Below are 15,290 nucleotides of genomic sequence, written 5' to 3' on the forward strand. Positions count from 1 at the left end.
GGCCGTTCAGGCTTCTGCCTGAGCGACCTTCAGAGACGGCTTTTTGCGCTTTGTGAGCATATGGCCGAGCCTGTTCGACGGTAGTTCGATCAGTCGGTAGGAAATCTTTGCTGCGATGATCGCGCCAATCACGATGGCAGCCATGCCGGCGATTTCAAGCGTGGGACCGAGGTTCAGCTTGCGCATCACCGCCCAGCCGAAACCGACCACGAACATATGGGTCAGGTAGAGCGAATAGGAAGTTGCACCAAGATCGACAAAGAAATTGTCTCGCAGGTCGCCGAGCCAACGTTCGATGCCCAATGCACCGACAACCAGCAATACAGCCGCGCTGCACATGATCAGATAGGTGGAGAAGTTGTTGAACGCGACCAGTGGGGTGGAAAAGGTGCCGTAGAGCGCTGCTATGGCGAGGATGCCGATTCCGGCCAGTACGACCGGGGGCATTCTTTCCCACAGGCGATGCTTTTCCGCTTCGGCCAGCCACATGCCGCACATGAAAGTCAGCAGGTTCTTGTGTAGATAGAACGCTGCGATGCTCGCCGATGGTTCGACGAAGAAGCTTCCGATGACACATGCGCCGAATATGCCTGTCAGCAAGATCGTACGCTGCAAGGCATTTTTGCACCACCAGAACAAGGCGAACACGAGATAGAAAAACAATTCGTAGTTCAGCGACCAGCCGAGTTTGAAGAGCGGGCGCCAATCGCTTGGGTCGCCCGGTGTGGCGGCGGGTATGAAAAACAGCGATTTGATGAAATAGGCTACATCCGGAACCGTCGTCTTGAATAGTGAAGGCAGATAGAGCGCGCAGAAGAAAACCGTGATCGTGCAGAGCCAGTAAAGCGGCACGATGCGGAAAACGCGGCGTAGCAGAAAGTCACCGGGCCTGAACGGACCGTCGGCATTGACATAAGCAATGATGAAACCGCTGATGACGAAGAACAGTTGAACGCCGAAAACGCCCAGCATCGTTATGGCATTGTTCGTTTCTGCGCGCGGATGCTCAATCGTATGAGCGATCAGGACGGCCGTTGCCGCAAGACCGCGCAAAATCTGGATCGAATAAAGCTGCTTTCGGTTTTGCATCGCCTATGCCCCCATTGACGGTACACGCTGTAACGAATGCCGAGCATTTCCGCAATTGCTAGCGTATAGATTGTGAGGCACAGGTAGTTGCCGAAAGCACTTATGCTTTCTCTATGGATGTTATAACCGAACCAAAGCGCTCACGGGCCGATTTCTGGCTTGCGCGGCTGACTGGCAGCAGGTCGCCGTCATTTGTCAGTAGGCTGAAACCGCCATTGGCTTTGCGCAATCCCGCGACATGCCGGTCGGCAATCCAGTGCGAGCGATGTATCTGAAGTCCGCTCGTCGCGCCAACCTCTTTCACAGCATCGGAAAAGCGCAGAAGAACGAGTTCCTGCCCCCGACTGGTGACCACCCGTGTGTAGTGATCTTCTGCGGTGAGACGCAGGATCGCACCCCGATTATCCGGTTTCAGCCGGGCCAGCAATGGAGGTGACGACTCAGAAATATTTCTCGGCACGGCTTCCAGATCATGACGCAGCGTCATATAGGCCAGAATGCAGAACAGGGCACTGAGTGGCAGCGCAATGACGGCATTGGCAAGGATGGCTGCAGTCGTCGGCGCTCTGCCGGAAAATCCCCAGTCGATGAATGCAACCCAAAGCCCGATCGGCAGGGCGGCCACAACTGCTCCGGTCATCATGCGGGCAAAGGCGTGTCTTGCGACAGGTTCAAGGAAAGCATCAGCCAGGACGGAAAAGATAATTGCCGTAGCCCATCCGGCAAACTGGACCGAGAGCCAGTAAAAGAAGCGAACCGCCACCGGCATGGACAGGTCCGTTCCGAAGGGGCCGGTAATAGTGAAGATCAGGACGACGATGATGAAGGTGCCCCAGAGGCGTGGCGCACGAAGAATGGTCGACAATTCACGAAGCGCGAATTGCAACAGGCCGCCGTTCACGAAGTTTTCCTGCATTTGACGCCGTTTCGATTGAGACGAGCGCAGTCTTGTTGAAAGCGAAAGGAAATTCAACAGGAGCCCTGCGATGAACTTCGAACCACTTCTTCATGCGCCGCTCGCCATTCAAATTCACGTTGCGGCTGTCTTGCCGGCTGCAATCATCGGCCTTGTCATCTTCATGCGTCGCAAAGGCACCAGATCGCACAAAGTGCTCGGACGGCTTTGGGTGATGCTGATGATCGTGACCGCAATCTCCAGCTTCTTCATTCATCAGATCAATCTCGTCGCCGGGTTCAGTCCCATACATGTCCTTTCGATACTGGTGCTGTTGGGGTGCGCGCGCGCTGTCGCGGCGGCCCGGAGGGGGCAGATCGAGATGCATCGTCGAATCATCAAAAGCGTCTATCTGGGCGGTATTCTCGGGGCAGGTTTCTTCGCCTTTATGCCCGGGCGCATCATGAATGAAGTCGCCTTTCCCCATGGCTTGAGGTCACCATTTCTCGTGGCATGTCTTCTGATGGCGCTTGTTGCAGTAGCTTTTGCCCGTCGAAGCAGAAGAGGCTTTCCTGTGTCCAAACTATTGCGAAAGAGTCTTCGTTTGTGATTGACGCTGCCATTTACTTTTTATGTTGCCGTGCCAACTCTTTATGCGACAATCGCAGGTATAGTTTGGTGCTGCTTCGTTGAGGGCGGCACGGTGCAGGGGAGTTGGTCAATGCGCTGGCAAGGCCGTAGGCAAAGTGACAATGTGGAAGATCAGCGCGGAGCGCAGGACGGTGGCATAGGCGGTGGCTTCGGTCGCGGTGGTGGCCTTGGCGGGCCCGGTTTTCGAATCGTTCGCGGCGGCGGCATTTCCGGCATTCTCATTCTGGTGGTGATGTTCTTCGTGCTGCGTGCGGTTGGTATCGATCCGCTGCCGATCCTGTTCGGGGATGGCAGCATGGGGCCGAGCGTAACCCAGCAGGCCGGACAATCCGGACGGACCGCTGCCGAGGGTGGCGCTGTTGCCAATGACGAGACAACGCAGTTCGCCCGTACGGTTCTGGCTGAGACGGAAGACGTCTGGAGCGGCATTTTCAAGTCGCGTGGCCAGACCTATACACCGCCGACGATGGTGCTGTTTTCCGGGCAGGTTCGTTCGGCCTGCGGTTTTGCTTCCGCTGCGTCCGGGCCGTTTTATTGCCCCGGCGATCGCAAGCTCTACATCGATCTGAGTTTCTATAAGGAACTGGCAAACCGTTTCGGCGCTTCCGGCGATTTCGCCCAAGCCTATGTCCTGGCGCATGAAGTCGGACACCATGTCCAGAATCTTCTGGGCATTCTGCCGAAATTCAACCAGATGCGTCAGCAGATGAGCGAAGCTCAGGCCAACCAGATGTCGGTTCGCGTCGAACTTCAGGCCGATTGCTTTGCCGGTGTGTGGGGTTACTACACGGAGCAGAAGGGTATTCTGGAAGCAGGCGATCTTGAAGAGGCCTTGAACGCGGCGCACCAGATTGGTGATGACACGCTGCAGCGCCGGAGTCAGGGTTATGTCGTGCCGGAAAGCTTCAACCACGGCACCTCCGCCCAGCGCGCCAAGTGGTTCCAGCGCGGTTTCGATAGCGGCAAGCTGGAATCATGCGATACGTTTAGCGGCGACGTTTAAAATCGTTCTGCTACTGTAGAAAAAGGCGGTTTCGACCGCCTTTTTCTTTATGCAGGAAAAACACCCATTCTTTTTGTCGAAAGCCTGCAATATTCGTCTTGTCGCGAAATAATTTTCCAGATAAATGCTTCCGCACCGGCGCGGCCTTTTTCCGATTTACAAGCGTGACGCTCAGTTTTGAGCGGCGATGGCGCGCGAGTTCTCCAATCAACACGATTTATGAATGTTCCACTCGGTCTGTCGTGGAGCATATTTCAGGTGTCCCATGCATGATCCCCAGTTTGTACGGCGGGGCTTGTTACTCGTCTTTATGACACTGTTCCTCGACATTATCGGCATTGCGATCATCATGCCGGTTCTGCCGACTTTTCTCGAAGAGCTGACCGGCGCGGATATCAGCACCGCGGCCGTCGATGGTGGCTGGCTTTTGCTGGTCTATGCCGGGATGCAGTTCCTCTTCGCCCCGATGATCGGCAATCTGAGCGACCGTTTCGGGCGCCGCCCGGTGCTGCTCGCCTCGATCTTCACCTTCGCGCTCGACAATCTGATCTGCGCGCTCGCAGTCTCCTACTGGATGCTGTTTGTCGGCCGTGTGCTGGCAGGTATCAGCGGAGCGAGCTTTGCAACGGCATCAGCCTATATCGCCGATGTCAGCGATGACAGCAATCGTGCGCGCAATTTCGGCCTGATCGGCATTGCCTTCGGTGTCGGCTTTGCACTCGGCCCTGTTCTGGGCGGCTTGCTGGGTGAATTCGGTCCGCGCGTTCCGTTCTATGGAGCGGCGTTCCTGTCTTTCATCAACTTCATCCTCGCCTATTTCCTGCTGCCGGAGACGTTGAAGCGCGAAAACCGACGCACGTTCCAGATTGCCCGGGCCAATCCGCTTGGCGCGCTCAAGCAGATGCGAAACTATCCCGGCATCGGCTGGGTGGTTCTGGTCTTCTTCCTGTTCTGGTTGGCCCACGCCGTCTATCCGTCCGTCTGGTCCTTCGTCGGTGCTTATCGCTATAACTGGAGCGAAGCCCAGATCGGTCTGTCGCTCGGGCTCTTCGGTATCGGGGCCGCGTTCGTGATGGCGCTGGTTCTGCCACGGGTTCTGCCAGTGCTCGGCGAGCGGCGCACGGCGATCACTGGTGTGCTGTTCTCCTGTCTGGGCATGATCGGCTACGCCATCGCATGGGAAGGCTGGATGGTTTATGCAGTCATCTTTCTGACGGCGCTGGAAGGTCTGGCCGATCCGCCGCTGCGCAGTATTGCGGCGGGCAAGGTTCCTCCGTCGGCGCAAGGCGAGTTGCAGGGCGCGCTGACGAGTGTGTCGAGCATTACGACCATCATCGGCCCGCTTATCTTTACGCAGCTTTTCGCCGTGTTCACCGGTATGAATGCGCCGTTCGTCTTTGCGGGCATGCCCTATGCCGTTGGTGCGGGGCTGGTCTTTCTGGCGCTGGTCATCGTGGTGGCGCGGGTGCGCCCGACGCCATCGGCGAAGCTGTCAGAGGTTTGATCGATACGGAAAACGAAAAGGCCGGAGTTTTTTCTCCGACCTTTTACTTTGATAACTCATGCGGCGGGTTTATGCAGCCTGTTCGCGCTCGGGAAGCGGCGTTTCGCCCTTATTTTCGCGGATCAGGTTGATGAAGCGGCGGAACAGATAGTGCGAATCCTGCGGGCCGGGCGATGCTTCCGGATGGTGCTGCACCGAGAATACTGGCTTGCCAACGACGCGCAGGCCGCAATTAGTGCCGTCGAAGAGCGATACATGCGTTTCCTCGACATTTTCTGGCAGCGAGTCTGAATCGACCGCGAAGCCGTGGTTCATCGATACGATCTCGACCTTGCCCGTCGTGTAGTCCTTCACCGGATGGTTGGCGCCGTGATGGCCCTGATGCATCTTCTCGGTGCGTCCGCCGAGCGCGAGCGCCAGCATCTGGTGGCCGAGGCAGATGCCGAAGACCGGAAGATCGGTTTCGACAAGCTTCTTGATGGTCGGAACGGCATATTCGCCGGTCGCTGCCGGATCGCCGGGGCCGTTGGACAGGAAGACGCCATCCGGGTTGTGGGCTAGAACGTCTTCAGCCGTAGCCGTTGCAGGCAGCACGGTGACCTTTGCGCCGAGGCCGGTGAGGAGGCGCAGAATGTTGCGCTTCACGCCGAAGTCGAGCGCCACCACGTGATATTCCGGGGCGTCCTGTTCACCATAGCCGTCTGCAAGCGTCCATGGCGTTTCCTTCCATGTGAGGCTCTGGCCAACCGTGACGTCCTTGGCAAGATCGAGATTTTCAAGACCGCTCCAGGCGGCAGCGCGCGCCTTGAGTGCGTCGAGGTCGAACTTGCCGCTTGGATCATGCGCGATGACAGCGTTCTGTGCGCCGCGCTCGCGGATAAGTGCGGTTAGCGCACGCGTGTCGATACCAGCAAGCGCAATGATGCCGCGATGCTTCAGCCAGGCGTCCAGATCTTCCGTTGCGCGGAAATTCGACGGCGACGTGATGTCCGCCTTGAAGATCGCGCCGACCGCGCCGTGGCGATTGGCTGGCGTCAAGTCTTCAACGTCTTCGGCATTGGTACCGACATTGCCGATATGCGGGAAGGTGAACGTCACGATCTGACCGGCGTAGGATGGGTCGGTCAGGATTTCTTCGTAACCGGTCAACGCCGTGTTGAACACGACTTCGGCTTCGACCGCGCCGATTGCGCCGAGGCCCTTGCCTTCGATCACGGTTCCATCGGCGAGTACGAGGACGGCGGTTCGCTTTTCAACAGTCCAGGGTGCTGTTTTCGGTGTGGTTTCTGTCATGGTCTGCACTCCTGTTTCGTTAGCCGCGCGCCAGCGTGTGCTGTTATTTCGTTATCAGTTAGTGCGTCGAACTGATGGAATCAAATCGACACCCCAACTGTTTGTTTTCGTGCATGCCGTTGTCCCAAAACCGGTTCCCACTTTTGGGCGGCATGCTTTAGGCGGCACGTATCCATGTTTCAGCCAGCTACACTGCCGTTACAGGCGGATAGCTTGAAAGATGGAGCGTCAAGGGTCATATATGCGCCAAAAGGCAGCGGGGATTTGAAACCTCCCGCCGCGAGCACGTGCCGATGTCCTGCTAAGCCTTGAGCAATAGAGAAACTTGAAGGCCGGGTCAATCGTCCGAAGCCATGCTTTCCTGAAATAATGACGATAATCGTCGTATTATTATTTCTCGGGATGGTGGTTCGGACAGCTCGGCGTTTCTATTCGCCTGTTGTATAGATGCAGGAAACGAACAACACAGAACTTACACCGTCAGGAGAGACGTTATGCTTCGCCAGGAGATTTCCCAGGCCCTCACGACCGCGCTGAAAGCACAGGAGAAGCGTCGCATGTCGACGCTGCGTTTGATCCTGGCTGCGGTAAAGGACCGAGATATCGCCAACCGTACCGCCGGCAAGGACCCGGTCGGGGACGAAGAATTGCTGGGTATTCTCGGCAAGATGGTCAAGCAGCGCGAAGAATCCGCCCGTATCTATGAAGAAGGCAGCCGCCTTGAACTCGCGGAAGCCGAGCGCGAGGAAATCACGATCATTTCCGAGTTTCTGCCACAGCAGATGACCGAGGATGAAGTCAAGCAGGCCTGTGCGGATGTGATTGCGGAAATCGGCGCTCAGGGCCTGCGCGACATGGGCAAGTGCATGGCTGTTCTTAAAGAGCGCTATGCAGGCAAGATGGATTTCACCAAGGCCAGCGCCATCGTGAAATCGCTTCTGCAGTGAAAGCGTCAGGCATAAGCGCCTTTTGCTTTATGTTTCAGCCTCCGCTCTGGCGGGGGCTTTTTCTTATGCTATGCATGACAAGGATTAATCGATGACCGGATGTGGACCGATGAAAACAGCCTTGCTTGTCATAGACGTTCAAAACGACATTGTGGCGGGGACTGGCACGCCGGAACGGCAGCCTGCTATCGACCATGCCCTCGATGAGATTGTCATCAGACTGCGCGATCTGCGGGAGAAAGCGCGTCAGGCCGGCGTTCCGGTCATCATGGTGCAGCATGATGGCGGTCCGGGCGACGAGCTTGAAAAAGGCATAGTCGGTTGGGAAATCCGCGAAGAACTTGCTTTAAGACCGGGAGATACCCTCGTTGAGAAGCGCAGCTGCGACTCTTTCCATGAGACGGACCTTCAGGCTCTTTTGCAAAGGCTGGATATTTCGCATCTCGTCATCGGTGGTTGTCAGACACAATATTGCATCGACACGACCGTCCGGCGCGCCGTTTCTCTCGGCTATGACGTCACCCTGATCGGGGACGCGCATACCACGGGCGACACCGCCAGCCTGCAATTTGCGGATATCGTTGCGCATCACAATGAAACGTTGAATGGCTTCAAGGCTGGAAATGCCCGTGTTCGGGTCCGCCCTGCTGCGGATATTTCCTTTTGATATTCAACGTCATGCGGCAACGGGTGTGTATCCGCCGCCGCGTGGTCTGATTTCAGCTCTGCTTGACGGTCTTGAGTCGCGTATCGCTGAGGAGGCCCTGTTCTTCGAGGACGGGATAGGCCATCGAGGCGAGCAGCGAGTTGATCTGCTTGAGATCGCGGATGGTGTCGAGATGGATGCTGCTGGTCTCTATGCTGCGGGTGGCACCTTCGCGCAGGCGGCTGAAATGACGCATGCTCGTCTGCTTTTCCAGTTCACGCAGCTGGTCTTTTTCCTGCACTAGCTGACGGGCCGTGCGGCCATCGCGTGAGACGATCACATTGAATGCCATATGCGCATTGGCCAGAACCATGGCGTGGAAATGGCTGAGTTCCTTCCAGCCTTCCTCCGTGAATTCCAGTTTGTGGTCCATCTTCTTTTGAACATGCGCGAGCATGTTGCGCACGATGATGTCGCCGACCTGCTCAAGCTTCACGCATGCGCCCAGCAATTCCTGCATGCGCAGCGACTCGAAATCGCTGAGCTCATGGGTTGCGAGCTTGGTCAGATAGAGCTTGATCGCGGCATGACGCTTGTCCACGCGATCATCGAGGGCTTCAAGTTCATCGATCCGTATCTGATCGGGCTTTTCATAAAGCTCGATGATCCGCCGCAGCATGACTTCGATCGTGTCGCAGACGCCGACCACTTCGCGGGTTGCATTGGCAAGCGCCTGCGAAGGCCGGTCGAGTACGGCAGTATCGAGCGCGCTATATTGCTCGATCTCGATCGGCTGTTGCGAAACAGGGCTATCCTTGCCTGCATTGAGATTGACCAGAGCTTCAGTTGCACGCAGCACGAGGCCGGAAAGCGGAATACCAGCAACCATCACGATGACATTAAACAGGATATGCGCATTGACCACCTGCGAAACCGGATCGGTGCCGAGAAAGGCGACCGACGGTTTGAACGTCTGGTAAAGCACGAGCATGATGAGCGATCCGGCACCGCGCATCAGGAGGTTGCCGAGCGGCACGACGCGGGTTTCAGGCGGCGCCTGGCGGGTCAGGATCGGAGCGATGATCGACGAACCCAGATTGACGCCGAGGACCATCACGACGGCAAGCTCTGGGTGGATCAGCCCGCGCGAGGCAAAGGTGGTGAGCAGGATGACGGCGGCAACACTGGAATGAAACAGCCATGTCATCAGGGCGGCAAGCAGATAGGCCGTAATCGGATCGCCTGACAGATAATCGACGATGACCGGCAGCAATTCGCTTTGCCGCAAAGGCTCGGTGGCCTGTCCCGTCATTTCCAGCGACATGATGAGCAGGCCGATACCGACCAGAATGCGGCCGATCTGGCGCCAGTCGCGGCGCTCGGTCGTCATGAAGATGCCAGTGCCAATGACAAGGCAGAGCGGCACCAGAAGCGTGAGGTCGTAGCTTAAGATCTTGACGACGAGGGCGGAGCCCAGCTCACCGCCGCGCACGGCCATGAGGCCTGCGACACCGCTGACAAAACCTGAACCGACAAATGAACCGACGAGAAGCGTAACCGCTGTCGAGCTTTGCAGGGCGACAGCAAGGGCAAGGCCGAAGGCGACGGAAAGCAGCGGGTTCTGCATCTGGTTGCGCAGGCGTCTGCGCAACCGGTCGCCATAGGCACGCTCCACCCCGGTCCGGACCATGCGTGTCGCCCAAAGCAAAAGCGCAACTGCACCGGCCAGATGCAAAAGGACCAAAGAACCATTCACGGCAAAATCCCTTCGGGTTGGAGGTGGACATTTGTGATTAAGCTAACGCAACAAATGAAGAAAAAATATGTTCCGGCTAATCAATTCTTCAAGAGATATGGGCTTATTCGCAACTAAAAGCAATCCAATCCTGCAGTGTCATGACGAATATATGACAGTTTTGTGACAGAGCGCTTGTTTGCCAGCGACATGTGATTAGCGGGGAGGGACATGCCTGCACGATGGACTGTCGGAACGGGCGCGCCTATATACTCTATGGAATACAAACCCGCTGTCTGAATGACCTGCCCGACCGAACTGAAAGTGAAATCTGTAATGCGTTTTCCGCCCTCCTTTCTCGATGAGATCAGAGACCGCGTCCCGATCTCGACGCTGATAGGAACGCGCGCTTCGTTCGACCGCAAGAAAAGCAATCCTCCGAAGGGGGATTTCTGGGCCTGCTGTCCGTTCCATGGCGAGAAGACGCCGAGCTTTCACTGTGAAGATCGCAAGGGACGGTATCATTGTTTCGGCTGCGGTGTGACTGGCGATCACTTCAAGTTTCTGACTGACCTTGAGGGTTTGAGCTTCCCCGAAGCAGTGGAGCGCGTCGCCGATATGGCGGGCGTTCCGATGCCTGCGCGCGATCCGGAGATGGAAAAGCGCGAGGCACAGCGCGCCACGCTTTACGATGTCATGGAGCTGGCTGCGCAGTTCTTCGAAAACCAGTTGCAAAGCGCCGTCGGGGCCAAGGCGCGCGCCTATCTGCGCGACCGCGGACTTTCGAGCGCAACGCAGCAGTCGTTCCGTATTGGCTATGCGCCGGAATCGCGCAATGCGTTGAAGGAATTTCTGGCCGGCAAAGGCGTGTCGCGCGAGCAGATCGAGGCGTGCGGCCTTGTCGTGCATGGCGAAGGCATTGCCGTTTCCTACGACCGTTTTCGCGATCGCGTCATGTTCCCGATCGAGGATTTGCGCGGGCGCATAATTGCTTTCGGCGGGCGTGCGCTTTCTGCCGATGCTCCGGCCAAATATCTGAATTCGCCGGAAACCGAACTCTTTCACAAGGGACGGGTCCTCTATAACGGATTGCGGGCACGCAAGGCCTGTCAGCCGCAAGGGGGGGAACCCGCCAAATCCATCATTGCCGTCGAAGGCTATATGGATGTGATTGCGCTGGCGCAGGCAGGCATCCATCAGGTGGTGGCTCCGCTTGGCACGGCACTGACGGAAGAACAGCTCGAACTTCTCTGGCGCATCAGCCCTGAACCCGTTCTGTGCTTCGATGGCGACGGGGCGGGGCTTCGTGCCGCTCATCGCGCCGTCGATCTCGGATTGCCTGCCTTGCAGCCGGGCAAATCGCTGCGCTTTGCGCTATTACCGGAAGGGCAGGATCCGGACGATCTGGTCAAGGCGGAAGGCCCTGCCGCTTTTCACGCGGTCCTGCATGACGCCAGACCGCTGGTCGATATGGTGTGGACGCGGGAGACGACGGGCGGTGTGTTCGATACGCCGGAACGCCGGGCCGAACTTGAAGCGCGCCTGCGTGAAATAACGAGCCGCATCGCGAATGAGGATATTCGGCGCCACTACAGTCAGGATATGCGCGACCGGGCACAAGCCTTTTTTGGGCAAGGACGTCATCAGGGGCGTCAGGGGTATCAAGGCGGTGGTCAGCGCAATTCGTCTTTCAATAGCAGAAATGATGGCGGACGTGGGCGCGGCGGGCCGGCTGGCGGCAATGGCCGTCTTGCATTTTCCGACAGTCTTGTCCGCTCGACGCTGGTAAAGGGCGGCAGGCCGGGCGCGGGATCACATGCCCCGTTGCGTGAAACGGCTATCGTGCTGACGCTTCTCAATCATCCGCGTCTGATCGAAGAGGATTTCGAGACGCTGGCTGCACTCGATCTGGGACACGAAGTCCTCAAGTCGCTGCATCTGGCCATGCTGGATGTGCTGGCTGCCGGTCACATGGAAGATGGCCACGCCATGCGGCACGCACTCGTTAATGCCGGTCATGGCGAGCAGATTGAAATGCTCGAACTCGTGGTAAAGGGCGCGAAACTCTGGACTGCGACGGCTCTGGCCGCAGAAGACGACGCGCGTGAAGCCCTTCGGCAAGCGCTTCACTTGCATCAGCGTGCGCGCACACTACATAAGGAGCTGCGAGCTGTTGAGGCTGCGCTTGAAACAGACGAGACGGGTGAATTGTTTGCGCGTCTCAGAGATATACAAAATCAGATTTTGAAAGCTGATGCGACTGAAGCTCTGATTGACGGTTTTGGCCTGTCTTCAGGGCGTCCGCCCGGCGGTTTCTGATTCGGATTTCCGAATCAGTGATGCGAGAAAAGCCGGAAATGCGGGGTTGCGATCCGAAAAACGTGCTCTATCTGGCCAGCGAAGAGGCTGCGACAACAAAATGATTCGCTTTTTAAGCGCGAATCAGGTGAGTCGCTCTTGACGTATGGCGTAAATGACGGAATCACGACAGTTCGAACAAGGAAAAGAACAGAAACCGGTGATATCCGAGGCTGCAGGGCGGCAAGCTGGGGTCGGGCCGAAAAATGGCCGGGAAAAAGGCCTGGTAAAAGGCAATGTCTGGTCGACCGCCTGATCTGCCCACAAGAAATCGGAGATGAAGAAGCCCGATACCGATGGCAAGGTTAATCCGCCATTAACAGGAAATCGGCTACTCGCAGAATCAACTGACGGATTGCGGCCTCGCAAAACTGTCCGAGAACTCTATATATCTTAGAAGCGACCGGGGTCGCCTGGAGAAGAACATATGGCAACGAAGGTTAAGGAAAACGAAGAAGCCGAAGTCGAGCGCGAAGGTGCCGCCGACGGTCCGCTTCTCGACCTTTCTGACGATGCTGTCAAGAAGATGATCAAACTCGCGAAGAAGCGCGGCTACGTCACCATGGACGAGCTGAATGCCGTGCTGCCTTCCGAGGAAGTGACATCCGAGCAGATCGAAGACACGATGTCGATGCTTTCCGATATGGGCATCAACGTCGTTGAAGATGACGAGCAGGACAACGACCGCGAAGAGAACAACGACGACGACTCGGAAGAGGGCGGCGATCTGGTTGAGTCCGGCGGTACGGCTGTCGCCACCACCACGACCAAGAAAGAGCCGACCGACCGTACCGACGATCCGGTGCGCATGTATCTGCGCGAAATGGGTTCCGTCGAGCTTCTGTCGCGTGAAGGCGAAATTGCGATTGCAAAGCGCATCGAGGCCGGTCGTGAAACGATGATCGCCGGGCTTTGCGAAAGCCCGCTGACCTTCCAGGCGATCATCATCTGGCGCGACCAGTTGAACGATTCCAACATTCTGCTGCGCGAAATCATCGATCTCGAAACCACCTATGCCGGTCCGGAAGCCAAGCAGGCTCCGGTGATCGAGCGCGTGGAAGAGGAAAAGCCGCGCGATGACAAGCCTCAGCGCCGCTCGCGTGATGACGACGACATTACCAATGTCGGCGGCGACATGCCTACGGAAGAAGAGGAAGAGGACGAAGACGAAGCCAACCTGTCGCTGGCGGCCATGGAAGCCGAACTGCGTCCGCAGGTCATGGAAACGCTCGACCTCATCGCCGACACCTACAAGAAACTGCGCAAGCTGCAGGACCAGCAGGTCGAGGGCCGTCTGGCCGCGACGGGCGAACTGTCGTCGAGCCAGGAGCGTCGCTACAAGGAACTGAAGGATCAGCTCATCAAGGCAGTGAAGTCACTGTCGCTGAATCAGAACCGTATCGAACAGCTCGTCGAACAGCTTTACGACATCAACAAGCGTCTGGTGCAGAACGAAGGCAAGCTGCTGCGTCTGGCAGAATCCTTCGGCGTGCGTCGTGAGGAATTCCTGAAGGAATATCAGGGCCACGAGCTGGACCCGAAGTGGGTGGAGCGCGTCAGCACGCTTTCAGCCCGAGGCTGGAAGGAATTCGCAGCCAAGGAAGAGCGCGCCATCGACCGTCTGCGTTCTGAAATCCAGATGCTGGCGACCGAAACCGCGATTTCCATCGGCGAATTCCGCCGTATCGTCAATCAGGTGCAGAAGGGCGAGCGCGAAGCGACCATCGCCAAGAAGGAAATGGTCGAAGCCAACCTTCGCCTCGTCATCTCGATCGCCAAGAAGTACACGAACCGTGGCCTGCAGTTCCTCGATCTCATTCAGGAAGGCAATATCGGCCTGATGAAGGCTGTCGACAAGTTCGAGTATCGCCGCGGTTACAAGTTCTCGACCTATGCGACATGGTGGATTCGTCAGGCGATCACCCGTTCGATTGCCGATCAGGCGCGTACCATTCGTATTCCGGTGCATATGATCGAAACGATCAACAAGATCGTTCGCACTTCGCGCCAGATGCTGCATGAAATCGGCCGTGAACCGACGCCGGAAGAACTGGCTGAAAAGCTCGCCATGCCGCTCGAAAAAGTGCGCAAGGTACTGAAGATCGCCAAGGAGCCGATTTCGCTCGAAACGCCGGTTGGCGACGAGGAAGATTCACACTTAGGCGATTTCATCGAGGACAAGAACGCGCTTCTGCCAATCGATGCAGCCATTCAGGCCAACCTGCGCGATACGACGACCCGTGTTCTGGCTTCGCTGACGCCGCGTGAAGAACGCGTTCTGCGTATGCGCTTCGGCATCGGCATGAACACCGATCACACGCTGGAAGAAGTCGGTCAGCAGTTCTCGGTTACCCGGGAACGTATCCGCCAGATCGAGGCCAAGGCGCTGCGCAAGCTGAAGCATCCGAGCCGTTCGCGTAAGCTGCGTTCGTTCCTGGATAGCTAGGGCCTGGATAGCTAAGCTGAACTGAACAAAAACATACGGGAAGGGAGGCGATATGTCTTTTTTGAAGCGTCTTTTCGGTGGGGGCCCTGCCTCCGAGACACCGGCAGAGCCGAAAGAGGCTGGTCGCCTTGAGCACAAGGATTTTCTGATCATTGCCACGCCCTATAGCGAGGGCGGGCAGTATCAGGTCTGCGGCGTCATTTCCAAGACGATTGATGGCGAAGTGAAGGAATATCGCTTCGTTCGGGCCGACCGTTGCCCCGGCATCGAAGATGCCGCCAGCATTTCGCTGAATAAGGGCCGGCAGATCGTGGATGAACAGGGCGAAGCTATTTTCCGCTGAACCACCTGCAGAAAAAATTAAAAGCCGCGCATATAATATATGCGCGGCTTTTTCTGTTTAGAGATTAATGCGGGTGGCACACCATGGCGACCATTTTGCGCACGACGGGCAGAATGGCGAGGAGGACCGGAAAGGCGACCGCCCATGAGAGAGCCCATGCAGTCATCCAGCTCGATGCAAGATTGGGATGGGTAACGCCAAGGCTCTTGGCGGTCGCAATCAATGAGACGATGAATGTCATCATGATCGATAGGATGAAAGGCATCACAATAGATGCATAGCGTGCTGGCAGCTTTCTGCGGCGGCCGCATTCAAACTGAGACATGTGTATTCCTGAATATTATGCGGGGAAGGCGCAACGAAACATCAATGCGAATTGC

The 15,290-nt window shown here is 57.0% G+C and carries 14 protein-coding genes; 8 read left to right on the forward strand and 6 right to left on the reverse strand.

Features of this window, described 5'->3' with window-relative positions:
* Nucleotides 1-6: 6 nt before the first annotated feature.
* Together HWX93_RS06025 and HWX93_RS06030 are read right to left on the reverse strand one after the other, a co-directional pair.
* The gene (locus HWX93_RS06025) at nucleotides 7-1,089 is read right to left on the reverse strand and encodes an acyltransferase family protein (RefSeq protein ID WP_176036834.1); all 1,083 of its coding nucleotides are present in this window, start codon (nucleotides 1,087-1,089) and stop codon (nucleotides 7-9) included.
* 100 nt (nucleotides 1,090-1,189) lie between these two features.
* A complete protein-coding gene (locus HWX93_RS06030; protein ID WP_235969071.1) occupies nucleotides 1,190-1,990 on the reverse strand; it encodes a LytTR family DNA-binding domain-containing protein in 801 nt (266 codons plus the stop codon).
* A gap of 85 nt (nucleotides 1,991-2,075) precedes the next feature.
* Here HWX93_RS06030 and HWX93_RS06035 point away from each other — a divergent pair, with 85 nt between their 5' ends.
* Both HWX93_RS06035 and HWX93_RS06040 read left to right on the forward strand, forming a co-directional pair.
* Nucleotides 2,076-2,594 (forward strand): DUF2306 domain-containing protein, encoded by a 519-nt coding sequence (locus HWX93_RS06035; protein ID WP_176036836.1) that lies wholly within the window; start codon nucleotides 2,076-2,078, stop codon nucleotides 2,592-2,594.
* Between the two features lie 111 nt (nucleotides 2,595-2,705).
* Nucleotides 2,706-3,638, forward strand: coding sequence for a neutral zinc metallopeptidase (locus HWX93_RS06040; protein WP_176036837.1), 933 nt, complete (start codon nucleotides 2,706-2,708; stop codon nucleotides 3,636-3,638).
* A 10-nt stretch (nucleotides 3,639-3,648) separates the two neighbouring features.
* On the opposite strand, the gene HWX93_RS06045 is transcribed toward HWX93_RS06040, so the two are convergent.
* The gene (locus HWX93_RS06045) at nucleotides 3,649-3,852 is read right to left on the reverse strand and encodes a hypothetical protein (protein ID WP_176036838.1); all 204 of its coding nucleotides are present in this window, start codon (nucleotides 3,850-3,852) and stop codon (nucleotides 3,649-3,651) included.
* Between the two features lie 51 nt (nucleotides 3,853-3,903).
* On the opposite strand from HWX93_RS06045, the gene HWX93_RS06050 reads away from it, so the two are divergent.
* Nucleotides 3,904-5,142: a TCR/Tet family MFS transporter gene (locus tag HWX93_RS06050; RefSeq protein WP_109987187.1), complete on the forward strand. Its 1,239-nt coding sequence runs from the start codon at nucleotides 3,904-3,906 to the stop codon at nucleotides 5,140-5,142.
* 69 nt (nucleotides 5,143-5,211) lie between these two features.
* On the opposite strand, the gene carA is transcribed toward HWX93_RS06050, so the two are convergent.
* A complete protein-coding gene (gene carA / locus HWX93_RS06055) occupies nucleotides 5,212-6,435 on the reverse strand; it encodes a glutamine-hydrolyzing carbamoyl-phosphate synthase small subunit (RefSeq protein WP_176036839.1) in 1,224 nt (407 codons plus the stop codon).
* A 494-nt stretch (nucleotides 6,436-6,929) separates the two neighbouring features.
* On the opposite strand from carA, the gene HWX93_RS06060 reads away from it, so the two are divergent.
* Together HWX93_RS06060 and HWX93_RS06065 are read left to right on the forward strand one after the other, a co-directional pair.
* On the forward strand, nucleotides 6,930-7,382 hold the full coding sequence (locus tag HWX93_RS06060) for a GatB/YqeY domain-containing protein (protein WP_012091702.1): 453 nt from the start codon (nucleotides 6,930-6,932) through the stop codon (nucleotides 7,380-7,382).
* A 109-nt stretch (nucleotides 7,383-7,491) separates the two neighbouring features.
* Complete coding sequence (locus HWX93_RS06065) at nucleotides 7,492-8,049, forward strand: cysteine hydrolase family protein (RefSeq protein WP_109987185.1); 558 nt, start codon at nucleotides 7,492-7,494, stop codon at nucleotides 8,047-8,049.
* A 52-nt stretch (nucleotides 8,050-8,101) separates the two neighbouring features.
* On the opposite strand, the gene HWX93_RS06070 is transcribed toward HWX93_RS06065, so the two are convergent.
* Entirely contained in the window at nucleotides 8,102-9,784 is a 1,683-nt protein-coding gene (locus HWX93_RS06070; protein ID WP_109987184.1) for a Na/Pi cotransporter family protein, read from the reverse strand.
* Between the two features lie 315 nt (nucleotides 9,785-10,099).
* Here HWX93_RS06070 and dnaG point away from each other — a divergent pair, with 315 nt between their 5' ends.
* From dnaG to HWX93_RS06085, 3 genes are all read left to right on the forward strand, one after another.
* Nucleotides 10,100-12,082: a DNA primase gene (dnaG, locus tag HWX93_RS06075; RefSeq protein ID WP_176036840.1), complete on the forward strand. Its 1,983-nt coding sequence runs from the start codon at nucleotides 10,100-10,102 to the stop codon at nucleotides 12,080-12,082.
* 466 nt (nucleotides 12,083-12,548) lie between these two features.
* The gene (gene rpoD / locus HWX93_RS06080; RefSeq protein ID WP_109987182.1) at nucleotides 12,549-14,567 is read left to right on the forward strand and encodes an RNA polymerase sigma factor RpoD; all 2,019 of its coding nucleotides are present in this window, start codon (nucleotides 12,549-12,551) and stop codon (nucleotides 14,565-14,567) included.
* Between the two features lie 52 nt (nucleotides 14,568-14,619).
* On the forward strand, nucleotides 14,620-14,910 hold the full coding sequence (locus HWX93_RS06085) for an HlyU family transcriptional regulator (RefSeq protein ID WP_109987181.1): 291 nt from the start codon (nucleotides 14,620-14,622) through the stop codon (nucleotides 14,908-14,910).
* Nucleotides 14,911-14,974: 64 nt separating this feature from the next.
* Here HWX93_RS06085 and HWX93_RS06090 read toward each other — a convergent pair whose 3' ends face one another.
* Nucleotides 14,975-15,235 (reverse strand): DUF2798 domain-containing protein, encoded by a 261-nt coding sequence (locus HWX93_RS06090; RefSeq protein ID WP_109987180.1) that lies wholly within the window; start codon nucleotides 15,233-15,235, stop codon nucleotides 14,975-14,977.
* Between the last annotated feature and the right edge of the window lie 55 nt (nucleotides 15,236-15,290).

The organism is Brucella tritici (genome assembly GCF_902825325.1).
Lineage (GTDB): Bacteria > Pseudomonadota > Alphaproteobacteria > Rhizobiales > Rhizobiaceae > Brucella.